Source organism: Rhodoferax lacus, assembly GCF_003415675.1.
Taxonomy (GTDB): domain Bacteria; phylum Pseudomonadota; class Gammaproteobacteria; order Burkholderiales; family Burkholderiaceae_C; genus Allorhodoferax; species Allorhodoferax lacus.
This window is the reverse complement of the sequence record NZ_QFZK01000021.1, coordinates 23,733-46,340: the sequence shown is the minus strand read 5'-3', so window position 1 is coordinate 46,340 and position 22,608 is coordinate 23,733. Positions and strand designations below refer to the sequence as shown.

Genomic DNA, 22,608 nt, shown 5'->3' with positions numbered 1-22,608 from the left:
ACAGTGTTCACTCCTGCTGACGGGCGAACACGTAACCCACACCGCGCACCGTGAGGATGCGCTTGGGGTCCTTGGGGTCGGATTCAATGGCCGCGCGTATGCGGCCCATGTGCACGTCGATGGAGCGGTCAAAGGCTTCGAGTTCACGCCCGCGCACGGCCTCCATGATCTGGTCGCGGGTGAGCACGCGCCCGGCACGCTCGGCCAGGGCCACCAGCAGGTCGAACTGGTAGGAGGTCAGGTCGCATTCATCGGTGCCTACCGTGACGGTGCGCGCATCGCGGTCAATGCTGAGTGAGCCAAAGCGCAGCAGGCTCTGGTTGGCGCCGATGGCGGGCTCGGTCTTGCGCCGCAGAATGGCTCGCACGCGGGCCAGCAGTTCGCGCGGCTCAAAGGGCTTGGGCAGGTAGTCATCGGCGCCCATTTCCAGGCCGATGATGCGGTCCATGGGGTCGCCCTTGGCGGTAAGCATGAGGATGGGAATCTGCGCCATGCTCGACGGCAAGGCACGCACCCGGCGGCACACTTCCAGGCCGTCGATGTCGGGCAGCATCAGGTCCAGAATGACCAGCTCGGGCGGGTGGTTGTCTCCGGCCTGGTTCAGGCGTGAGAGGCCGGAGAGGCCATCGGGCGCCTTGCTCACGGTGAACCCGTTTTGTTCCAGGTACTCGCCGACCATGGCGGCCAGGCGGGCATCGTCTTCAATCATCAGCAGGTGTTGGCTCATGCGCTGCAGTCTAGCGCTGACGCTTTACAAAGCGATTGGCCGCAGCTGAAGTGGGGGTAAAGATAGGTAAACCGGCGGATTCAGTCACCATGGGCTTTTGTCGTGATGCGCGATGCCAGGGCCACCAGCGCCAGCACCGGCACACCCAGCATGGCGGTGGCGGTGAAGAAGGCGGCGTAGCCAAAGTGGTCCACGTACACGCCCGAATAGCCGGCCACCAGCTTGGGCAGCAGCAGCATCATGGAGCTGAACAGCGCGTACTGCGTGGCCGAGTAGTTCACGTTGGTGAGCGAAGACAGGTAGGCAATAAAGGCCGAGGAGGCGATGCCGCTGGCCAGGTTGTCGGCCGAGATGACAAAGACCAGTTTGCCCACATCGTGCCCCTGGCCGGCCAGCCAGGCGAACATCAGGTTGCTCGACGCGCTCAGCACCGCACCCAGCATCAGCACCCGCATCACACCCATGCGCAGGGCCATGGCGCCACCGACAAAAGCGCCCACCAGGGTCATCACCACACCGTAGATTTTGGTGACGGTGGCCACCTCGTCCTTGGTGTAGCCCATGTCCACGTAGAAGGGGTTGGCCATGATGCCCATCACCACGTCGCTGATGCGGTAGGTGGCTATCAGCGCCAGGATCAGCCCGGCCTGCCAGCGGTAGCGGCGCAGGAACTCGGCAAAGGGCTCCACCAACGCGCCTTGCAGCCACTCCGCGGCGTTCCTGGCATGGGGCAGGGCGCGCGGCGCGGGCTCGCGCGAGAACAGCACCGTCAACACGCCGGGCAGCATGCTCGCAGCCATCACCAGGTAGGCGGTTTGCCAGGCACCGTGCTGGTACGCGGCCGCACCTGCCACTTCAGCGCGCGCGGCAATCCACAGCGCGCCAGCTCCGGCCCAGATCATGGCCAGGCGGTAGCCGGTTTGGTAGGTGGCGGCAAGGGCGGCCTGGTGTTCCACGTCGGCTGACTCGATGCGAAAGGCGTCCAGCGCAATGTCCTGCGTGGCCGAGCCAAAGGCCACAGCGATGGCGCACCAGACCATGGGTGCCAGCGCCAGCTTGGGGTCAGTCAGCGCCATGCTCACCAGCCCGCCCATGATCAGCGTCTGGGCCAGCAGCAGCCAGCTGCGCCTGCGCCCCATCCAGCGTGTCAGCAGGGGAATGGGCATGCGGTCCACCAAGGGTGACCAGACCCATTTGAAGCCATAGGCCAGACCCACCCAGCTCAAAAAACCGATGGTGCTGCGGTCCACCCCGGCCTCGCGCAACCAGAAGCTCAGCGTGCCAAACACCAGCAGCAGCGGCAGCCCGGCCGAGAAGCCCAGGGACAGCATGCGCAGCGAGGCGGGCTCCAGATACACCTTCAGGGTCTGCGCCCAGCTGGGTTTGTCGGCTGGGGCGGCGGCCACGTGCGTTGAAAGGGTCATACGAGGAATAATACTTGCACCATGAACCGAACCACGTCCACCCTCTCCCGCATCACCCGCCTTCGCAGCATTTGGCCGGGAGCGCGCGCCTTCGGGCCACGCTTGCCGCTGGCGCTGCTGCTGGCCTGTGCCCTGCTGGCGCTGCCCCTGGCCAGCACGGCGCTGGAGCAGGAGGGCGTCAATGTGGGTGGCAACTCTGCCTTTACCAAGCTGGTACCGGCTGACGCGGTGGAGAAGTCGGCAGGGCAGCAGTACGCGCAAATGCTGCAGCAGGCGGCCAGCAAGAATGCCCTGGCCCCGGCCGACAACCAGCAGCTCAAGCGCCTGCGCGGCATTGCCCAGCGCCTCATCCCCTTTGCCATTGCCTGGAACGATCGGGCCAAACAATGGCAGTGGGAGGTCAACCTGATTGGCTCCACGCAGATCAACGCCTTTTGCATGCCGGGCGGCAAAATCGCGTTTTACAGCGGCATCCTCAAGCAGCTCAAGCTCACCGATGACGAGGCGGCCATGGTCATGGGCCACGAGATTGCCCACGCACTGCGCGAGCATGCGCGTGAGCGCATGGGCAAGAACGCCGCCACTGGCATGGGTGCGAACCTGATCGGCCAGATTTTTGGCCTGGGCGCCATAGGCCAGACCGTGACCAACTACGGTGCGCAACTCTTGACGCTGGAGTTCAGTCGCTCGGATGAATCCGAGGCCGATCTGGTGGGCATGGAGCTGGCCGCTCGCGCCGGATTCGACCCCCGTGCCGGGGTGACGCTGTGGCAGAAGATGGGTGCGGCCAACAAGAATGCGCCACCGCAGTGGCTGTCCACCCACCCGGCAGGCAGCACGCGCATTGCCGACATCGAGGCCAACCTGCCCCGGGTGATGCCGCTGTACGAGCGCGCAAAAAAATAGGGCCCCCACGCTTGCCACTGCGTGTGCTGCGCTGCCCCCCGAGGGGGCGCGTTTTCCCTTGGGGCGGCCCAGCGGGAAAACCTGGCCCCCATGCTTGTCACTGCGTGTACTACGCTGCCCCTCAGGGGGCTAATCCCGCTTGGGGTGGCCCGGCGCGGGATTGCAGAGCCCCTACGCTCTTAGAAAAAGTCCAGGTTTTCGCTGGGTGCGGTTTCGCGGGTGGCCAGGCCCATGCTCTCCATGTCTTCGAAGAAGGTCAGGCGATTGCGGCCGTTTTGCTTGCTGTAGTACAGCGCCTTGTCGGCGTAGTCCAGCAGCGTGCCGGCGAAGGTGTTGCGCATCATCTCGGTGGCGCCCATGCTGATGGTGATGTGACCCACCTGCGGGATCACCTGTTCCTCCACCGATGCGCGCAGACGCTCCAGCAGGCCGGCGGCTTCCGCGCGGTCCTGGCAACGGATCATCAGCACAAACTCCTCGCCACCAAAGCGGAACACCAGATCGTCGTTGCGCAGGGCATTCTTGAGCAACTGGGCCAGCAGGATCAGCACTTCATCACCATACAGGTGGCCGAAGCGGTCGTTCACAGACTTGAAGTGATCGATGTCGATCATGGCAATCCAGTAGGTGGTCTGCTGGTGCGGCTTGCGCTGCTCCACGGCCACCGCGCACTCTTCCTCATCCAGCGGTTGCAACTCGTACACCCGGCTGAAGCACTCGTCAAAGGTCTTGCGGTTGGCAAGGCCGGTCAGTGAATCGGTCTGGGACTCCTGCAGCAACTGGCAGAAGTTGCGGTAGATCTGCAGCATGCCGCCAATCATGCGGTTGTCTTCTTCCCGCAGGCTCTGCTGGCTGCCAATCACCAGATAGGTGGTGCTGGAGCGCGACTCCATCACCGTCATCACGGACAGAATGCAGTCCGCCAGCGCCAGCTGAAGGCTGCCCTGTTCAGACGCCCGGTGCTCTCGAAAGGCCTGCATCAGCTCCGGCTGCACCTGGAAGTTTTCCCGGATCACGGTGCAGCGCTCAGGGCCGAACACCAGCTGTGAGCGTATCTCGCCGCGTGAGGACACTTTGTACAGCGTCAGTACAGAGGGAAGGATGAAGCCGTTGAGTGTTTTGAGAAGACTCGACTCCAGCAACTCCAGGTCACGGATGCCGGTCAGGCTAACCAGCTGGTCCAGGAGGTGCGGGGTGTTGAACATGTCTTTATGGGATATTCAAGCGGATCATACATTTGCGGCGAGGGTCCCAATGCCTCGCGGGCCGTGTATTTTTTCCTGCCCCGGGGTTTGAGGGCGGCGCAGGTGTCGCTGGCTCCTGCCACAAGTGTGCAAAGCCACATAAGATAGGGCTACTACAGCCACACGGAAGACAAACGCTTTATGAACGCCAAGACCATGAAACACAGCGCCAGCATCTGGGACGGAGAGGTGGGCAACTCCCGTTGTATCGATGTGGTGCACTGGGAGGGCGACATCACCCCCGAACAACTGGCCAATGTGGCCACCCAGATTTCCACCGTCTGGCAGATGGTGGACCTGCAGCTCGACCCGGCCCACCCGCTGCACGGAAACGCTTACCACCTGCGCAAGATGGCCGACGACGAATACGAAGAGGCCGAATACCTCAAGCGCCGCGCCGCCTTTGAAGCCCGCTACGCTGGCAAGCGCGTCTGGGTGCACGGCTACCACCACGAGGAAGACACAGAGACCGGCACCAGCGAGCCCTTCTACTACGACACCATGTTCAGCACCCTGTTCATCACCCTGGCCGATATCGAAGCGCTGTGCGACAAGCACTACGGCGCCGACGTCTGGGACGAGTACAGCCTGTACCTGGATGACAAGCTGCCCACGCCGCTGGCCATCGACTTTTAAGGCGCTACAGCCTCGCAGGCCATGACAGTCCCGGCACGCTATCGCGCAGGGATGTTTGCGGCCCTGGTGCTGCTGGTGCTGACCCATGGCTTGGCGTGGGCCCAGCCCCTGGTGTTTCTGGGCAATGCGCGCATAGAGCCCGTGGTCTTTGCGCGCGGCGGCAGTGCCCAGGGTGTGGCCGTGGACCTGACGCGCGCGATGGCCGCGCATGCCGGTCTGCAGGTGGATGTGCAGGCGGTGGAATGGCAGGCGGCACAAGCCCAGGTGCTCGCGGGCCAGGCCGATGCCCTCATCCAGATCAACCCCTCGGCCGAGCGCGAGAAGCTCTACGACTTCTCCGACGTGCTGCTGGACTCCCATTTCCATCTCTTTGTTTCCGGCGGCCTGAGCGCCATCCACGACCTGCAGTCGCTGGACGGACAGCGTGTGGGCGTGGAGGGCGGAGGCTTTCCCATCCAGTACCTCAGGCCGCACACCGGCATCCAGCTGGTCACGGTGCCGAGCTGGCATGCGGCCTTCGAGATGCTGCGCGAGGGAAAGCTCGACGCGGTGTTTGTGGACCGCTGGGTGGGAGAGTACGAGCTCAGCATCAGCCGCATGGAGGGCATCACCGTGGTGGAGCCGCCGCTGGTGAGCAGCCAGTCGCGCATCGCGGTGAAAAAGGGCAACCGCCTGCTGCTGGAGCGCATCAACGCGGGTCTGGCCGGTATGGCGCGCGACGGCACGCGCCAGGCCATTCTGGAGCGCTGGCAGGGCAAGCAGGTGGTGTATGTGACGCGCCAGGAATACGAGCGGCGCAACTGGCTGCTGGCCTTGCTGGCGATTGGTTTTCTGAGCCTGAGCATGGCCGCGCTGGCGCTGCACATCCGCGTGGTGCGCCGCAGGAATGCCGAACTGCTGCAGGTCCAGGCGCAACTCAAGTCGGCACTGGAGGGCAGCACCCAAGCGCTGGATGACACCCGGCAGGCCAAGGAAGCCATGGAGGTGCTGGTGGCAGAGCAGCGCGCCGTGCTGTCGAGTGACTTCATCGGCCTCATCCGTGTGGACCTGCAGTCACACACGCTGCTGTGGGCCAACAACGCAGCCTGCCGCATGCTGGGCTACGCGCCAGGCGCGTTGGCCAGTTTGCCGACGCGCACCCTGTTTGCCAGCGACGAGGACTTCGCTGCGTTCAGCCAGAAGGCGCAGGAAATCCTGCTGGGCGGCGGTAACCTGCACGAAGAGATCCGGCAAAAGCGCAGGGATGGCAGCACCGGCTGGTACCAGATCAGTGCCAGCCTGCTGAAGGATTCGCTGGCGGTGGCGGCCATCGTCGATGTCACCGAGCGCAAGGCCACCGAAGACGAGGCCGCCTACCTGGCCTATTTCGATCCCCTCACCGGCCTGGCCAACCGGCGCATGCTCAACAGCCGCATCAACCTGGCCTTGGCCCAGAGCAAGCGGTCGCACAAGCACGGCGCACTGATCTTTCTGGATCTGGACAACTTCAAACCCCTCAACGACCGCTATGGCCATGAACTGGGTGACCTGCTGCTCCAGGAAGTGGCCAACCGCATCGTCGCCTGTGTGCGCGAGGTTGATACCGTGGCCCGCTTTGGTGGCGACGAGTTTGTGGTGCTGCTGGGCGAACTCGACAACGACCGCGCCAGCGCTGCGCACATGGTGGGCGACGTGGCCGAGAAAATCCGCAAAAGTCTGGCAACACCCTACGCACTGCAGGCGCCCGGGCCCGGTGCTCCTGTGACGCATCTGGCCTCTGCCAGCATCGGTGTGGCGCTGTTTTGCAACGGGCTGCCCCAAGCCTCGGAGCTGCTGATGCAGGGCGACGCGGCCATGTACGCAGCCAAGACCAGCGGGCGCAATGTGGTGCGGTTTTTTGAAGCCGCCGACCCGGCCCCGCCATAAGGATTCCGGCCTCTACTGCACGGGCTCGGTGATAAAGCCGATCTTGCGCAGCCCGGCCTTCTGCGCCTGCGCCATGAGCTGCGCCACGCGCTCGTAGCGCACCGCCTTGTCACCGCGGATGTGCAGCTCCGGTTGGGGTGTCTGTGCCGACGCGGCCTGCAGTTGCAGGGCCAGGGCCGCATCCGACACCGGGGCATCGTTCCAGTAGTAGGCGCCGCTGCTGTCCACGCTCAGGCGTATGGTTTCGGGCTTGGCGTTTTCGGGCTGGTTGCTGGCGCGCGGCAGGTCGATGTTGACGGCATGCTGCATCACCGGCACGGTGATGATGAAGATGATCAGCAGCACCAGCATGACGTCCACCAGCGGCGTCATGTTGATCTCGTTCATCACCTCGTCGGTGTCATCCTGGGTGCCAAAGGACATGTCAGGCTCCTGCCTTCTGGGGCTTGGCCGTGCCCACGCGCGCACCGGTCACGTGGTAGGCATGCAGGTCGTAGGCAAAGCGGTTGAGCCGGGCCAGCACAGCCTTGTTGGCGCGCACCAGGGCGTTGTAGCCCAGCACCGCCGGAATGGCCACCGCCAGGCCCAGGGCCGTCATGATCAGCGCCTCGCCAATCGGCCCTGCCACCTTGTCAATGCTGGCCTGGCCTGCCAGACCAATGGCCATCAGGGCATGGTAGATGCCCCATACGGTGCCGAACAAGCCGACAAAGGGCGCCGTGGAGCCGGCCGAGGCCAGGATGGCCAGGCCCGCCTGCAGCCGGGCCGTGCTGTCATCCAGGCTGTTGCGCAGGCAGCGGGTCACCCATTCGCTGAGGTCAAAGCTTTCGTGCAGCTCGGCCTCTTGGGTACCTTGTTCCGTGCGCACGTGCTGTGTGGCCTTCTGGCCCTCCTGGGCCAAGGCCGCAAACGGGTTGTCCGCGTCCGCTCCCAGGTCGGCCAGGCCCTGCGCATAGTCCCGGGCATGCCAGAAACGCTCGGTGCCCTGTGACTGGGCCCGCAGGCGCCTGAGCGCCACCAGCTTGAGCAGGATCACCATCCACGAGGCCAGGGACATGGCCAGCAACACCAGCAGCACGGCGCGCGTTACCAGGTCGCCCTGGTCCCACACATTCACCAAGCCATACGAGGGGTTCATCAGTCGTCACTCCAAAACAAAATTAATCGGTACGTCAAACCACATGGCTTCGGGCACGCCAGCGCGCTTGCCCGGCGCATAGCGCCAGGCCAGCACCGTTGCCAGTGCCGCCTGGTCCAGCCGGGCAAAGCCGCTGGAGGTTTTGATCTCGGCCTTTTGCGCCAGTCCATCGGCGCCTATGAAGACGCGCAGCAGCACCTTTCCCTGCTCGGCGCGGCGCCGGCTCTGGCCGGGGTACTCCGGCTTGGGGTTGTGCAGGTAGTCGGCGTCGCTGGAGGGCAGCTCCACCCTGGGCGCGGGTACCGGGCTGGCCGTGCTGGGGGACACGGGCGCGGCCAGCAGCGGCGCTGCTGCTTGCGGCGCGGTGACACCGCTTACGGCATTGGGCGCTGGTGTCGCGTCGGCAATGGCCACAGGCAGTGCAGCCGGCGCGGCCACCGACGGGCTTGGCGCAGGCTGGCTGGGCATGGGCTTTTGCAGCGCCTTGGGTGGCGATGGTGGTGGAGCAGGGGGCTGCTCCACCCGGGGCTTGGGCAGCTCCACCAGTTCGCTGATGACATCCACAGACACCACGGCTTCGACCGCGCGCAGCAACAGGCCACTCTGCAGGGCCCACAGGCCCAGCACATGCAGCAGCACCACGCACAACATGAGTGCCATGGTTTGCGAGGGCCGGAAGCGTTGCAAGGTGTGGGCCAGTTGGTTCAATGGGCGTGGGCAGCGGAGGCCCCGGAATCAATCACCTCCAGCAGAGCTGCAGGCGCCTTCAGACCCTTGGTGGAGGTGCCTGAAGAGGGAGTTTGCGACCAGTCGTTTTGGGCATTCTCGCAGGTTTGCAAGACCTTGAACCACAGCGGCCCACCCTGTGCCGGGGTGGTGCCCCGCAGCACGAATTCGTCGTACCAGGCTTCGGGCAAGGCGTTGTCTTTTCCATTGGCAGTCCAGCTCACTTCCACCACGTCTTCGGTGATGGTCTTGCCGTGGCTGTCATAGGGCTTGGCCAGGCGGGCGCTGGTTGTGGTCAGGGTCCAGCCCGGCTTGGGCATGGGCTTGGTTCCCTGGAAGCCCTCGGGTATGCGAACCCGGATGCCGGTGGTGGCTGCACCCTCGCAGCCGTGGCCCACCCGGAAGGCGGCGCGGTAGCTGGCGCCGGCGGCGGCAGCAGCGTCCTGCAGGACCACATGGGACTGGGCTGCGCTGGCGGCCAGCAGGACGGCACAGGCCGCAAAAATGGGGGTAACAGATTTCATTTTCAGAGTCTCCTTTAGATGGTGCCCTTGAACTCAAGGACGTAGCTGCGGTTGGGATAGGGGTGGAAGTTCCAGTATTGGTAGTTGTTCAGGTTGTCGATGCCAAAGGACGCGCTCCAGCGCTTGCCCTGTGCATAACGCACCCGCACATCGGTGGTGAAGAACTCGCTCACGCCCTGGTAGGTGTAGCCGTTCACATCGGCGTTGTTCAACGTGCGGAACTGCGGACCGCTGTAGCGTGCACCCAGCGTGGTGCTCCAGTGGTCATTCACGCGGTAGCTGGCCAGTGCCGTGGCACGCCAGGTGGGGATGTTGGATTGCCGCTTCCCGATGGTGTCACCCGGAACTACCACATAGCCTTCGTTCTCCATGATCTGCGAGTCGGTGTAGGTGATGCTGCCCGACAGGTCCAGGCCCTTGGCCAGCACGTTCTCTCCATTGAAGGCCAGCTCCAGGCCATTGGTCAGGATGCGGCCAATGTTCTGTACCCGCGTCACCGCTGTGTTGGGGTTGGGCAGCAGGCCCAGGATGCTTTGGGAGTACAGCGCGTCCTTGACGTCTTCCACGAAGTAGGTGATGCGCAGCAGGCTGTTGCCCAGATCCTTTTCGGCGGTGAATTCCGCCGTCCAGGATTTTTCGGGGCGCAGCTTGGGGTCGTTGATGTATTGGGATGTGGCCGACACCGTGGTGGCGCCATACAGTTCCGACACCGTGGGCATGCGCACGGCACGCCCGACGGAAGCCTTCACCAACAGGTCGTCTGCCCACTGGTAGGACAGGGCGGCCTTGGGCGAGACGAAGCTTTCATTGCGCGTGGCGTACTGCGTGTTGGCGGCATTGCCCACGCCAAAGGTGGTGAAGCCGTTGTCTGCTGTCCAGTTTTCAATCCGTGCGCCCAGCACGGTCTTCCAGTTGGGACGGAAGCCCCAGCTGTCCTGTGCATAGACGCTGCGCAGGGCGGTGTGCCCGCCCACCTCGTTGACCAGTGTGCCGGGCGCGCCGGAAATCCAGTTGTTCGTCAGGGAAGTCCGGCTGCCGAGCTGGTAGCTGTCCTGCTGGTAGCCAAAGTCCACCAGGTGCGCACCCTGTGGGCCCTGCGGACGCCAGATGCCTTTGAGGGCCAGCGTATTCCAGCCCGTGCCATTGCCATCGGTGATGGTGCCATTGCCGCCATTGAGCGCGGCTGGCAAAGGGTTGCTGGTATTGGCGGCGGGTGAGCCGGTGCCGTTCTGGCGCTGGATGTTGGTGTCGTAGTTGTACAGGCTGGCGGCCACCTCCCAGTCCCATACGCCCTGGGTGTGGCTCTTGAGCGAGAGGCCCTGCATGCTGTGCACCAGCTTGTCGTTGGTCAGCGGGAAATCACCACCCGTCAGGGCACTGGTATTGAACGCCAGGCCACCGATGTTGACCACGCCGGCATACACCGCCTTGCCGTTGGCGTCCTTCAGGTAGGACACCGGCCGGCCCTCGGAGGTGTTTTGCCACAGGCCCAGGGTGTAGCTGGCGCGCAGGGTGGGGTTGAAGTCATAGGCGAGCTTGACCTTGGCGTGGTCCTGGATGGTGTGGTACTGCGTGCCCGTGCCCAGGATGTAGATGGGGGCATTGCCGGTGTTGGCGTCCCGCACGGCCCCTGTGACAGCGGTGCCCGCACTGCTGGCAACACCCTGGGACAGCAAGCGGGTGGGAAAGGTCAGCGGCTGGCCCTGGCTGTCGGTGTGGTTCAGGTCGGCAAACCAGGACCAGTCGCCCTGTCGGTTGCCAAGTGATGCGCTTTCCTGGCTGCCGTTGTAGGTGGTGTCGGTGTTGTACAGCTTGAAGGGCTGCGACATCAGGCTGATCTTGGCGTGGCCCTCGAACTGCGTGGGCATGCGCGTCACATAGTCCACCACGGCGCCCACCGAGTTGCCGGGGTAGGCCGCGGAAAACGGGCCGTACATCACATCCACCCGCTCGATTTCCTCTGGCGTGACCATGCCCCAGCGCGGCGCGTAGGTGGCGCCGTTGCCCAGGTAGTTCGACAGCAGGATGCCATCGGCATAGACGGCCGACCGCGCGCTGTTGCCGGTACCCGAGGCGCGGCTGGACAGCACGGCGTGGTTGTAGTCGCCGATGTAGCGCTTGCGCACCAGCAGGCTGGGGAGGTACTTGAGAGCGTCCTCGCTGTCGGTGGCATTGGTGGTCTGCTCGATCTGCTCGCGCGTAATGCCTTCGATGGTGGTGGGGATTTGGGTGGGCAGCGAGGTGGGCTGCCCGCCGGTGACCGTTACCACGCCCAGTGACTTGACCGGGGCCGTGCTGTCTGTGCTTGTGTCATGGGCTGACGCAGCGTCTGACAGGCCCAGTGCCAGAACCGCCAGAAGCGAAAGAATGGATGTTGAAGAGGGCGCACCAGCGCCCGCTGCTGAATTTTTTAGCATGGAATGTCCTCCACAGTGAACAGGAATGGATGGCACGCCCCGTACGGGGCGTGCCTGAAGGCAGGCCTGTCGGCCTGCCAGATCAACTGCCTGTTGCAGAGGGTGGGCCGCGTGGCGGGGCCCACAGCGCGGGTGGATCCAGGTGGAAAAAAGCCTGCCAGTCCGGCATCTCCTGCTGTCCGTCAGTGACCTTCAAGACGCAAGTCAACAGGTGGGGCGCAGGCGCACACCGGTCTGCCTGGTGCAGGCAAGACGGGCAGTGGGTTTGCTGGGTGGTGGACTCCTGCCCGTCAGGGGAATCCACGGCATAGGCCTGCGCCGACGCAAGGGCTTGGGGGCCCTGGGTGGAGCAAATCTCCAGACGCTGGGCACCTGCCAGGCCGGTCCAGGCCAGCGCATGGGTCAGCGTGGGGGCCAGTGCAAACAACACGGCCACCAGCACAGTCCACCACACCGCAGTGGGGCGGCGCAGCTTTTCTGAAAGCAGGGTGCGTGTCATGTGCAGCTTGGCCGGGTTCAGGCTTATTTCGGTGCGTGCTCGCTGTGCCCGGCATGGCCTTGTGCCGCATTCACCTTCACCATGCCCTCAAATCCGTCAAAGAGCTTGCGCTTGTCTGCACCCAGCTTGCCCTCTGCTGCCACCACGGCCGCGGCCAGTCGGGCTGCGGCATCGCCCTGCATGCCAATGGACTGCAGCACGCTGGCCTGGGTCAGCCCGGAGCCCCCGCAGACGGCAATGGCCCAGTGGTTCTTGTCCCTTTTCAGAAGGGCCCGACCACCCCGCGTTCCCTGCAGCCAGCCGGCTACCGCGTAATCGCCCTCGACGCTGACGGGAAGCACCGTCAGTGCGGCCTCAGGTTTTTCAAATTGCCTCGTCATCACCTGGGTAATCTGGTGCTCGGCGTCGTCGTAGGCAAGTGCCTGCGCGGCCATCAGAACGGGTGACAGGCAGCATGCGATAGCGACAATCCAGTGTTTCATGGGGGTTCTCCTTTAGTTGCTGGTGTGGGTGTGTGGTGCCTGGCCCATGGCCTGCACGGGGACGGTTATCTCTGTGCGGCTTTCCACGCCCTTGGCGTCCATGAACACCAGGGTCAGCGGCAGGGTGCTGTCTTTCTGCAGCGGGATCCGCAGGTCCATCAGCATGATGTGGAAGCCGCCGGGCTTGAGTTCCACGGTCTTTCCTGCGGGAAGTTCCAGCCCTTCCTTGAGGGCCTGCATCTTCATGATGTCACCCTCCATGCGCATGGTGTGGACCTGGCCGAAGGCGGCTACCGGCGACGAGGCGGACACCAGCCGCGTGCCGACAGCGGCGCTCAGGTCCATGAAGACCCCCGCTGCCTTCTGGCCTTGCACGGTGGCGCGCGCCCAGGGCTTGCTGATGGTGACGTTCTGCGCGATGGCGAGGCCGCAAGCGCAAATGGCCAGCAGGCTTGCCATGGCAAGCCGTGAAGTTTTGCGCAGGGTTGTGTGGACTGCAAAAGGTGTGTGGTTCATTTTTTGGGCGACGCAGGTGCGCCGTGATCGGGATGCAGACAGGCGGGATGGGTGCGGGCCCTGCACAGCAGGGCCAACGCAATCACCTTCCCGGGATACAGGGCGCTGCAGGCAGCCACGAAGTGGATGCCTGCAGGCAAGGCTTCAGGAGCGCGCCGGGGGGCCGCGCGCAGGCGGAGGCGCGGTCAGGGTGAGCGGGATGTCACTGGCGCCGTAGAGGGGCGCTGCAAAGGCCACCGGTGCCGCCGAACCAAAGGCCACGATCTCCATGGGAGGCGGGGCACTGATGCTGGCACACAGCGGGCACTCGAGTGTGTGGCTGCTGGTGGTGGCCTGGCCGTTGTCATCGGTCACCACAATCTTCATGGCTGTGGAGCCGGAGCAGACCAGCTGCATGCCTTGCGGATTGACCATGGGCGAAGCAATGGCCACACCGATCGACAAGGCAAACCAGACCAGCACGAAGCGGGCGATCAGTTTGGCGTTGCGAAGGGTTTGCATGGTGTGATTATTGCCGCAAGGCAAACGGCAGGTAAATACCGATAAGTTGGAGCGCTTGCAATAAACCGGTAATTTTTGGCACACCCTTCCTTTATGTGGATGGGTGCGCAGGCCTCAGTGTGTGGGCGCCAGCACGCTGACGGGCAGGGTCAGCTCGGTCTTGCTCTCCACGCCGCGTGCATTCACAAACACCAGCGTCAGGGGAATGCGGCTGTCTTTGGGCAGGGGCATTTTCAGGTCCATCAGCATCAGGTGGTAGCTGCCGGGCTTGAGCTCCACGGTCTTGCCGGCGGGCAGCTCCAGGCCGCCCTTGAGGGCCTGCATCTTCATGATGTTGTCTTCCACGCGCATTTCATGTACTTCCGCCACACCGGCCACGGGGGTCGTGACGGACTTGAGGCGCGAACCACTGGCCGAGGACAGGCTCATGAAGGCGCCTGTGGCCTTTTGTCCCGGTACGGTCGCGCGGACCCAGGCGTTTTGCACCACAACGTCTTGCGCCCAGGCGGCGTGGCCCATCAGGGTGGCACACAAGCCGGCCATGGCGGCGCGGCGCAGCAGTTGCAGGGAGGGAGCTCGCAGGAAAGGGAAGGGGCGCATGGGTACCTGGAAAAGATAGGGGGCCCAGCCGGAGTCGGCGTGGACAGGCTCAAGCATAGCGTGCAGCGCCGCCTTAACTCGCGTGCACAAAGGGGCTGGCCTGCCACTGGCGCATCCACGGGATGAAGTGCGCGGCCGGCATGGGCCTGGCAATGCCAAAGCCCTGCATCTGGTGGCAGCCCAGCGACAGCAGCAGCGCGCTTTGCTGGGCGGTCTCCACACCTTCGGCAATCACCTGGCGGCCAAAGGCCCGGGCCAGCCCGATCACACCGTTGACGATGGCCAGGTCTTCCGGGTCGCTCACCATGTCGCGCACAAAGCTCTGGTCGATCTTCAGCGTCTCGGCGGGCAGGTGCTTGAGGTAGGTCAGCGAGGAGTAGCCGGTGCCAAAATCATCCAGCGCAATGCGCACCTCCCGGGCGTGGCAGGCATGCAGCACCTGGGCCACCACGGCAATGTCCTTGAGCGCACTGCTCTCCAGGATCTCCAGTTCCAGGTGCCGGTGCGGCACGTCGGGGTGGCGCTCCAGAATAGCCATCAGCCGGTCTACAAAATGGTGCTGCTGCAACTGCAGGGCGCCGATGTTGACACTCACCGACAGCAACAGGTGCTGCGCCTGCCAGGCACCGATCTGCGCCACCGCCGTGGCGATCACCCATTCGCCCACTTCCACGCTGAGTTCATGGTTTTCAATGCCCGGCAGAAATTCGGCGGGCAGCAGCAGGCCGCGCTGGGGATGCTGCCAGCGGATCAGTGCCTCTGCGCCCAACACCAGGCCGCTGTGCATGTCCACCTTGGGCTGGTAATACAGCACAAACTCGCCTTCTTTTAGCGCCCGGCGCATTTGGTCCAGCCATTCGCGCTGGTGTTTGACGGCGGTATCGTGGGCCACATCAAACAGGTGGTAGCGGTTCTTGCCGGCTTGCTTGGCCAGGTACATGGCCTGGTCGGCATGGCGCATCAGCAGGTCGGCATCGGCGCCGTCCTTGGGGTAGATGGTGGCGCCTATGCTGGCCGACACGTGCAGGCTGACAGGCTCGTCATTGAACGACAGTTTGACCGGCTCGGCTGCGGCCAGCAGCAGACGCTCGAGCACCGGCACGCAGTCGTGGGCATGCTCCAGGCCGACCAGTACCGCCACGAATTCGTCGCCACCAAAGCGGGCCAGCGAATCGCCCTCGCGCAGGGCCAGCCGCATGCGCTGTGCCAGCGTCACCAGCAAGGCGTCACCGGTCTCATGGCCATAGGTGTCATTGACGGCCTTGAAGCCATCGAGGTCCAGATAGATCACGCTCAGGGAGTGCTTGCTGCGGTCACTCTGGCGCATGGCCTGGCCCAGGCGGTCGGCAAACAGCAGGCGGTTGGGCAGGCCGGTGAGCATGTCGTAGTGCGCCATGTGCTCGAGCTGGCTCTGGTGCTCCTTCATGGGCGTGATGTCGGTAAACAGCGCCACGTAGTTCTTGACCTGCTGCTCGGCATCAAACACGGTGCTGATGGTGAGTATCTCGGCATAGACCGCGCCGCTCTTGTGGCGGTTCCAGATCTCACCGGACCAGTGGCCGGCCTTCACAATGGTTTGCCACATGGCGGCGTAAAACGCCGCGTCCTGCCGCCCGGAATTGAGGATGCGCGGATTGGCGCCAATCACCTCTTCGCGGCGGTAGCCGGTGATGCGGCTGAAGGAGGCGTTGACATCCACGATGCTGCCCTGCGCATCGCAAATCATGATGCCCTCGCGCGCATGCGTGAACACACTGGCGGCCAGCTGGATATGCGCCTGGGTCTGGCGGTTGTCGGTCACATCGCGGCCGATGCCAAAGATGCTCTCCACCTCGCCCTGCGCGTTGAAGAGTGGCCAGCGGCTGGTTTGCACATACCCCTGCTGCGCGTTGGCGCCGCGGTAGCTGTTGACCTTGTTGAGCAGGGGCTGGCCTTGGGCAAAGACGTAGGCCTCTTCATCAGCGTAGACCTCTGAGCTTTCCGGCGGGAAGAGCTCGCGGTCCAGTCGGCCCACCATCTCGCGCCAATCGGCATAGCCAAACAGGGTGGCCATCGACTGGCTGCAAAACCGCATGCGCCCTTCGCGGTTCTTGAAATAAACGAAGTCGCTGGTCTTGTCCAGGAAGGAGCCGAAGTCGCGGTTGAACTCAAGCTCGGTACTGGCCACCTTTTGCTCGGCCACCTGCAGGGACCGGGTTTGTCTGGCCAGCAGGTCCCTGCAGGCCTGCAGCTCCGCAGTCAGTTGTGCCACCTCGGCCAGGGCTTGCGTGGCAGGCATGGGTGTTTTCAGCGCAGCGCCAGCACGTTCCCGGACTGGCCCGAGAGTTTGAATGTGGACACCACCTGGGCCAGCCGCTGGGCCTGCTCGCGCAGGCTCTGTGCCGCGGCTGCGGACTGCTCCACCAGGGCGGCGTTTTGCTGGGTCATCTGGTCGAGTTCGTTGACGGCCGTGTTCACCTGGCCAATGCCATGGCTTTGTTCGCTGGCCGCGCCAGAGATCTCGCCGATGATGTCTGACACACGCTGCACCGAGCCGACAATTTCGTCCATGGTCTGCCCGGCACTGGTCACCAGACGCGAGCCCGAGTCCACCTTGTCCACCGAGACGCCTATGAGCGTCTTGATTTCCCGGGCCGCCTCGGCCGAACGCCCGGCCAGGGAACGCACTTCACTGGCCACCACGGCAAAGCCGCGCCCCTGCTCCCCCGCACGGGCCGCCTCGACCGCTGCATTGAGCGCCAGGATATTGGTCTGGAAGGCAATGCCGTCAATCACGCCAATGATGTCGAAGATCCTGCGCGCACTGACGTTGATCTCTTCCATGGTGGATACCACCTGCCCCATGACCGCGCCGCCCCGGGCCGCCACCGCAGAGGCACTGGCTGCCAGGGCAAAGGCCTGCTGCGCCGCGGCGGCCGACTGGCTGACGGTGTGGTTGAGCTGTTCGGTGGAACTCGAGGCGCTCTGCAGGTTGCTGGCGGTCTGCTCGGTGCGCAGGCTCAGGTCCTGGTTGCCGGTGGCAATTTCGGCGCTGGCCAGACGAATCGACTCGGAGGACTCGCGCACCGTGGCAATCGACTGGTTCAGTTGCTGCGCCATGGCACCCATGGCGCGCAGCAGGTCGCCCACCTCGTCGTCGCGCCGGGTGCTGGCGTCTACTGCCAGATTGCCCTGCGCGACCTCATGGGCAACGTGGGCCGCATGGGCCAGTTCGGCCACGATTTTCTGCTGCATGCGCCAGGCCAGCAGCACGGCCACGCCACCCACCAGCACCGACACCAGCGCCAGGGTCCAGCTGATGCTGCGCCCCTGTTCGCGCGACTGCGTGATGGTGTCATGCGAGCGGGTTTCAATCTCTGCCGTGATCTCGCCTGCGGCCTTGATGAGTTGCTTGAAAGTCACTTCCGCGCGTTGCATGGCGCCAATGCCGGTGTTGGCATCGATCTGCGCGAAGTTGATGGCCGCATCGGCCTGCTTGGCATACGAGCCAACCAGGGCGGCTGCGGTCTTGATTTCGCCCTGCACCTTGGCATCCAGCGCGGTGTCTTCGGCGAGGGCCGTCACCACGCGCTGCACACCGGCCAATTGCGTGGTGAACTCCGCACGCATGGACTTGACCTTGTCCGCGTCCAGCGAATCCACCAGTGCCACGGTGCGGTAAACGCCGGCATGCACCTCGGCCACCTGTTGCTGTGCGCTGGCCATGGTCTTGAACAGGTCCAGGCTGTCCTTCGAGGAGGCCAGGCCCTTGTCGGCCTGCACATTCTGCAAGTAGCCGTTGATCTGTCCGGCAGCAATCACCACGACCGCCGTCAACAGAGGGGCGGCCAGCAGCTTGTAGCCCAGCCTCATTTATAGATACCGGCGCAGGCCACCAGTTCGTCCACCTTCTCGCAGTACATGCTCTTGGGTTCTATCTTCTTGGTGGTGGGGTTGGTGAACTTGTAGTCCTGCCAGAACGAACCCTTGGACTTGGCCAGGTCGATGCGCTCCTTGATGTAGGGCTTGCCATCGATGTCGAGCATGTCCATCAGGTTGTTGCCTACCAGCTTGGCGTTGGCACCGTGGGCCTTGACGCTGCCATCCATGCCGTAGACCACCAGGTACAGGTCACGGTCGACCCACTTGGCGTCCTTGGCGGTGACTTCGGTGTAGAGCTTGTCATGGTCTTTGCCACCGGCCTTGAGTGCGGCCACACCTTTTTTCACCATCGCCGTGGCTTCTGCCGCGGTGGCCTTGGTGTCGGCCGTGGCCTGGATGGGCGCCATGATGGCAACCAGGGCCAGTACAAGGGAGGATGCAGCTGCAAACGGTTTCATGGGATTTCCTTCGACTGAATGTATTGGAGTAAAAAGACCGACCAAATCTTTATACCTCCAGCCTGCGTGCATTACAACGCGGGTAAGTCAGAAGTCCTGCAATAAATATCGTGTGCCACGGGCCTTATTGCGGGAAGAAAGGCAGCAGCATGTTGCGCAGTTTCTTCAGGGCTTCAATCTCCGACTGATTGAGAGCACCCGTTGTGTCCCAGTCGCAATACAGCAGACCGGAAACCCGGCTGGTGGCTATGGGCAGGATGATGAAGCGCGTGACGTGGGGCAGCAAGGTGCGGTAGCCCTCCGGCAGGGACGCGTCCTTGAGTTTGGAGACATCGGCAATCGACACATCGATGTTTTTCTTGATGGCAGCATGGAACGCGGTGGGCAGGAAGTCGGCAGACACCTTGAGCTTGTTGCGCAGTTCGTCCACGCCCTTGCCGTGGCCATAGCGCACGCGCTGCTCGCCCGAGCGGGTCAGCATGAACAGCAGGCAATGCGCGGTCTTCAGGGAGTCGGTCAGGCCCGCCAGCAGGGCCTTGGTCAGCTCTTCCAGCGAGCTCTTCTTGTCCTGCAAGGTCTGCAGCAGCACGCCCAGATCGGCCTCGGCAGAGCCGCCGGATACGGCTCTTGCCGCTTGCCGGGCTGCTTCCACCTTGCGGCCCACCAGTGCGCCCAACTGCGCCTTGTTCACGCCGGGTACATCCAGGTTGAGCAGCAAGGTGTTGGCTGCTTCGAGCTTGCCTTCGTGAATCAGGGAGGACGCCGCGCTGGAGAAGCGGGCAATGCCCACCAGCGTGGGGTCGCCCGTGCCATTGATGACCGAGCGCAGGGTGTCGGGCAAGTTCCAGCGTGCCGCCAGTTCCACGCCCAGCTCCTGGTAGGACATGCCCAGAACGGCGCTGGCAGCGTCCTGCGGGTCTTGTCCCTCGGCCACCCGTGTGGCAATGGTCTGGGCCTCGGTGGGCAGGTACTTGCCGGTCATGAGGCGGCCGATCTCCACCATCAGGGTGGCAATCGAGGCATCCTCGACGCGGTCATCGCAGGCACTGCGTGCCAGCTCGGAGGCCAGCAGGGTGCGGGACAGGTTGTCGTCCTGCTGCAGGTCTTCTTCGGATATCAGGTCGGCGCCCAGCACCAGGTGCAGCACGGCGTCCGTGCCCAGAACGTCCAGGGCGGAACTTACCGAGGCTGAGCCCGCACCAAAGGGCGCGTACATCGACGAGTTGGCCAGCTTGAGGACTTTTTGCGTCAGGGCAAAGTCTTCAATGATGTGGCTCACAACCGCGTGCTTGCCCTCGTTGCTGCTGTCCAGCGCACCCAGCACCGATGCCACCGAGCGTTCGCTGGCTGGCACGCCCTTGGAGTCGCGGATGGCCAGCAGCAGTTTGTCGACAACGGCGGAGCTCATGCGGCCACTTCCAGTTGCTGCCGGAACGCACGCACCATGCTGTCGGCCGACATGGGTTTGCCCAGCAGGTAGCCCTGCACCAGGTTGCAGCCGGCGTTCTTCAGAAAAGCGTATTGCATGTCGGTTTCCACACCTTCGGCCACCACCTTGAGGTCAATGCTGTGTGCCAGGTTGATCATGGCGCAGACCAGCTTGTTGTCCGAAGTTTCCGCCGAGGGACCGGCGCCCATGGCCGTGATGAAAGCCCGGTCGATCTTGATGCTCGACACCGGCAGGCGCGTCAGGTACGACAGGCTGGAGAAGCCGGTGCCAAAGTCGTCAATGGAAAAGCGGATGCCTTTTTCGCGCAAATGGGCCAGCGCACGTTCGGTTTTCTCCTGGCTGCTCATCAGGGTGGACTCGGTGATCTCCAGGATCAGGCGGGTGGGGTCAATGCCGGTTTCGGCAATCACCTCCAGCACTTCCTGGTCGAAGTGGTCGCTGTTGAACTGGATGGGCGAGACGTTGACCGAGAGCACAAAGTCCGGATCCAGGGCATGGAACTTCTTGAGCTGATGGCAGGAGTAGCGCAGCGCCCATTTGCCCAGGAAGGGCATCAGGCCCGAGTCCTCCACGATCGGAATGAACTGGTCCGGGCCGACCCGGCCCAGGTCCCGGTTGGTCCAGCGCATCAGGGCCTCGGCGCCTATGAGCCGGCGGTCCATGTCGTACTGGGGCTGGTACTCCATGAAGAACTCGCCCTCCTGTATCCCGTTGTGGATGGCCGCCTTGATGGAGAAATCCACATTGGCATCGGTCAGCGCAAATACCGTCACCCGGTTCTTGCCCGACTTCTTCGAGAAGTACATGGCGGTGTCGGCGTTCTTGAGCAGCATGGAGTAGTCCTCCCCATGCATGGGGTACTCGGCCACGCCGATGCTCACTCCCAGATAGGCATTGTGCGGCGCCGTGTCATAGGGGCGGGCCACCGCCAGCAGCACGTTCTTCAGGGCCTTTTGTGCGGCCTGTGCGTTCTTGCCGTCAAACAGGATCACAAATTCGTCACCGCCCAGGCGCGCCATGATGTCGCCCGGATTGAGCAGCTTTTGCAGCCGCTTGGTGGTCTCGATCAACACGGCGTCGCCCATGGCGTGGCCATAGGTGTCGTTGACCTTTTTGAAGCCGTCCAGATCCAGCAAGGCCACCGAAAAAGGAAAAACGCCATCCAGCATGCGCTGTTCCACCGCCTTCTTCAGGAAGGCGCGGTTGGGCAGGCCGGTGAGTTCGTCATGCAGGGCCGCATGGCGCAGGGCCGAGTCCTCGGTCTTCCACATGGAGATGTCGACGATGCAAAACACATGCTGCTGTACCGCCGTGAGCAGGTAGCTGCGCAGGTTGATCCAGCACTCCGTGCCGCCCTTGAGGACACGCAGGTCGCAGGAAAAGGATTCGGGAGCATCGGCCATGGACTGCCGAAAGCCGGGCAGGTCCTCCGGGTGCACGATTTCGGCAAAGTTTCTGGGCAGCTCCGAGCCTGGAACCCGGGTAAACCAACGCTGCCCCGATTCGGAAATGAACTGGACATTCAGGCCCGCGTCCACCCGCAACACAGCGTCCAGAACCCTGTCCAGCGTGGGAGTGGTCATGCAGTGCAGACCTCGCGTATCAATGCGCCCATTCATCCTCCGTCAAAATCGTTGGACGAAGAATACCACCCCCTGTCATACAAACCGGTGACTAAAGCGGATGCCGGTCCGATGAACTGGCCTGTTTTTAGGCAGCGTCTATGAAATCGGCATTGCTGGGGAAGTGGTCCTGCATCCAGTCCAGCCCCAAACCCAGGTTGGCCAGCACGTCGGAGGGCAGGTCTGGCACCTGCTCCGGCCCGGCATTGGGTGTGTCAGCCAGCAGGCCGGCGAGGTGAATGATGGCGCCCAGCCTGGAGTAGGCCTGCTCCACCAGCGGGTCGGCGGAGCGCTGAAGGGCCTGCACCATTTGCATGGGGAAATTCCAGCGGCGCGCCAGTTCGGCGGTGAGCTCGCCCTCGGTGTAGCCGATCAGCTTTTTCTCGCGCTGCCAGCGCGTGCCTGGCGGCGCTGGCAGCTGTTCGATTTCCAGCAGGGCCTGGGGCTGGGCCTGTGCAATCAGCAGCTCACCCAGGCGCAGCATCATGCCGGTCAGCCAGGCCGTTTGCGCATCTACCCCCACCTTGCGTGCCAGCCATTCAGAGTAGCCGGCGCAGGCCATGGAGGTCTTCCAGAAGCTGTGGGTGTCAAGCCCAGCCACCACGGGAAACGAGCCGCTCAGGCAGGCGCCCAGGGCCAGGGTGCGCACCTTGTTCATGCCCACCATGGCGATGGCGTCTTCAATGGTGCCCACGCCGCGTGGCAAACCAAACTGGGCACTGTTGGCCAGGCGCAGCAGTTTGGCGGAGATGGCCGGGTCACGGGTGATCAGGTCGCCGACCTCGTCCAGGGAGGCGTCTTCGTCGTTCAGCGTCTGGATCAGCGAATGGGCCAGGTCAGGAATGGACGGAAGTTTCACGGATTCAAAAAATGAATCGATGGATGACATGCTGGCTCCCATTCCCGTTGTGTGTGGTGCTGACAATTTACCTCAGTTTGACGGCCACAAAACAGCGCGTGGCCGACTGTCAG

Annotated in this window: 22 protein-coding genes; 3 read left to right on the top strand and 19 right to left on the bottom strand. The window is 63.7% G+C overall.

From position 1 onward, the window contains the following. Window positions 1–7 precede the first annotated feature (7 nt). Both DIC66_RS19900 and DIC66_RS19895 read right to left on the bottom strand, forming a co-directional pair. Window positions 8–727: a response regulator gene (locus tag DIC66_RS19900; protein WP_117179925.1), complete on the bottom strand. Its 720-nt coding sequence runs from the start codon at window positions 725–727 to the stop codon at window positions 8–10. An 80-nt stretch (window positions 728–807) separates the two neighbouring features. Beyond that, window positions 808–2,151 carry an AmpG family muropeptide MFS transporter gene (locus tag DIC66_RS19895; RefSeq protein ID WP_117179924.1) on the bottom strand — a complete coding sequence of 448 codons (1,344 nt, stop codon included), beginning with the start codon at window positions 2,149–2,151 and terminating at the stop codon, window positions 808–810. Between the two features lie 21 nt (window positions 2,152–2,172). Here DIC66_RS19895 and DIC66_RS19890 point away from each other — a divergent pair, with 21 nt between their 5' ends. Further along, a complete protein-coding gene (locus DIC66_RS19890; RefSeq protein WP_117179923.1) occupies window positions 2,173–3,057 on the top strand; it encodes a M48 family metallopeptidase in 885 nt (294 codons plus the stop codon). 179 nt (window positions 3,058–3,236) lie between these two features. Here DIC66_RS19890 and DIC66_RS19880 read toward each other — a convergent pair whose 3' ends face one another. Next, complete coding sequence (locus DIC66_RS19880) at window positions 3,237–4,262, bottom strand: GGDEF domain-containing protein (protein ID WP_117179922.1); 1,026 nt, start codon at window positions 4,260–4,262, stop codon at window positions 3,237–3,239. A gap of 180 nt (window positions 4,263–4,442) precedes the next feature. Here DIC66_RS19880 and DIC66_RS19875 point away from each other — a divergent pair, with 180 nt between their 5' ends. Both DIC66_RS19875 and DIC66_RS19870 read left to right on the top strand, forming a co-directional pair. Then, window positions 4,443–4,937, top strand: a complete 495-nt coding sequence (locus DIC66_RS19875) for a hypothetical protein (protein WP_117179921.1) — start codon at window positions 4,443–4,445, stop codon at window positions 4,935–4,937. Window positions 4,938–4,958: 21 nt separating this feature from the next. Further along, window positions 4,959–6,842: a diguanylate cyclase domain-containing protein gene (locus tag DIC66_RS19870; protein ID WP_117179920.1), complete on the top strand. Its 1,884-nt coding sequence runs from the start codon at window positions 4,959–4,961 to the stop codon at window positions 6,840–6,842. 12 nt (window positions 6,843–6,854) lie between these two features. On the opposite strand, the gene DIC66_RS19865 is transcribed toward DIC66_RS19870, so the two are convergent. From DIC66_RS19865 to DIC66_RS19790, 16 genes are all read right to left on the bottom strand, one after another. Continuing rightward, the gene (locus tag DIC66_RS19865; protein ID WP_117179919.1) at window positions 6,855–7,265 is read right to left on the bottom strand and encodes an ExbD/TolR family protein; all 411 of its coding nucleotides are present in this window, start codon (window positions 7,263–7,265) and stop codon (window positions 6,855–6,857) included. 1 nt (window position 7,266) lies between these two features. Further along, a complete protein-coding gene (locus DIC66_RS19860; RefSeq protein WP_117179918.1) occupies window positions 7,267–7,980 on the bottom strand; it encodes a MotA/TolQ/ExbB proton channel family protein in 714 nt (237 codons plus the stop codon). Between the two features lie 6 nt (window positions 7,981–7,986). Then, complete coding sequence (locus DIC66_RS19855; protein WP_117179937.1) at window positions 7,987–8,640, bottom strand: energy transducer TonB; 654 nt, start codon at window positions 8,638–8,640, stop codon at window positions 7,987–7,989. A 44-nt stretch (window positions 8,641–8,684) separates the two neighbouring features. Further along, on the bottom strand, window positions 8,685–9,230 hold the full coding sequence (locus DIC66_RS19850; RefSeq protein WP_117179917.1) for a YcnI family copper-binding membrane protein: 546 nt from the start codon (window positions 9,228–9,230) through the stop codon (window positions 8,685–8,687). A 14-nt stretch (window positions 9,231–9,244) separates the two neighbouring features. Next, the gene (locus DIC66_RS19845) at window positions 9,245–11,647 is read right to left on the bottom strand and encodes a TonB-dependent receptor (protein ID WP_117179916.1); all 2,403 of its coding nucleotides are present in this window, start codon (window positions 11,645–11,647) and stop codon (window positions 9,245–9,247) included. 82 nt (window positions 11,648–11,729) lie between these two features. Beyond that, window positions 11,730–12,146, bottom strand: coding sequence for a DUF2946 family protein (locus tag DIC66_RS19840; RefSeq protein WP_117179915.1), 417 nt, complete (start codon window positions 12,144–12,146; stop codon window positions 11,730–11,732). A gap of 23 nt (window positions 12,147–12,169) precedes the next feature. Next, window positions 12,170–12,628: a copper uptake system-associated protein gene (locus DIC66_RS19835; protein ID WP_117179914.1), complete on the bottom strand. Its 459-nt coding sequence runs from the start codon at window positions 12,626–12,628 to the stop codon at window positions 12,170–12,172. Between the two features lie 12 nt (window positions 12,629–12,640). Beyond that, window positions 12,641–13,087, bottom strand: coding sequence for a copper chaperone PCu(A)C (locus DIC66_RS19830; RefSeq protein ID WP_117179913.1), 447 nt, complete (start codon window positions 13,085–13,087; stop codon window positions 12,641–12,643). Between the two features lie 201 nt (window positions 13,088–13,288). After that, the gene (locus DIC66_RS19825; RefSeq protein WP_117179912.1) at window positions 13,289–13,645 is read right to left on the bottom strand and encodes a DUF2946 family protein; all 357 of its coding nucleotides are present in this window, start codon (window positions 13,643–13,645) and stop codon (window positions 13,289–13,291) included. A gap of 114 nt (window positions 13,646–13,759) precedes the next feature. Further along, window positions 13,760–14,302, bottom strand: a complete 543-nt coding sequence (locus DIC66_RS19820; protein ID WP_117179911.1) for a copper chaperone PCu(A)C — start codon at window positions 14,300–14,302, stop codon at window positions 13,760–13,762. Window positions 14,303–14,318: 16 nt separating this feature from the next. Continuing rightward, complete coding sequence (locus DIC66_RS19815; RefSeq protein WP_117179910.1) at window positions 14,319–16,523, bottom strand: putative bifunctional diguanylate cyclase/phosphodiesterase; 2,205 nt, start codon at window positions 16,521–16,523, stop codon at window positions 14,319–14,321. 8 nt (window positions 16,524–16,531) lie between these two features. Beyond that, the gene (locus DIC66_RS23665; protein ID WP_117179909.1) at window positions 16,532–18,097 is read right to left on the bottom strand and encodes a methyl-accepting chemotaxis protein; all 1,566 of its coding nucleotides are present in this window, start codon (window positions 18,095–18,097) and stop codon (window positions 16,532–16,534) included. Then, the gene (locus DIC66_RS19805; RefSeq protein WP_117179908.1) at window positions 18,094–18,564 is read right to left on the bottom strand and encodes a cache domain-containing protein; all 471 of its coding nucleotides are present in this window, start codon (window positions 18,562–18,564) and stop codon (window positions 18,094–18,096) included. The genes DIC66_RS23665 and DIC66_RS19805 overlap by 4 nt, the downstream gene beginning before the upstream one ends. Before the next feature lie 124 nt (window positions 18,565–18,688). Next, the gene (locus DIC66_RS19800; RefSeq protein ID WP_117179907.1) at window positions 18,689–19,972 is read right to left on the bottom strand and encodes an HDOD domain-containing protein; all 1,284 of its coding nucleotides are present in this window, start codon (window positions 19,970–19,972) and stop codon (window positions 18,689–18,691) included. After that, on the bottom strand, window positions 19,969–21,597 hold the full coding sequence (locus DIC66_RS19795; protein WP_158558960.1) for a putative bifunctional diguanylate cyclase/phosphodiesterase: 1,629 nt from the start codon (window positions 21,595–21,597) through the stop codon (window positions 19,969–19,971). Before DIC66_RS19795 ends, DIC66_RS19800 begins: the two co-directional genes overlap by 4 nt. A 127-nt stretch (window positions 21,598–21,724) precedes the next feature. Next, complete coding sequence (locus DIC66_RS19790; RefSeq protein WP_117179936.1) at window positions 21,725–22,525, bottom strand: HDOD domain-containing protein; 801 nt, start codon at window positions 22,523–22,525, stop codon at window positions 21,725–21,727. Window positions 22,526–22,608: the final 83 nt, after the last annotated feature.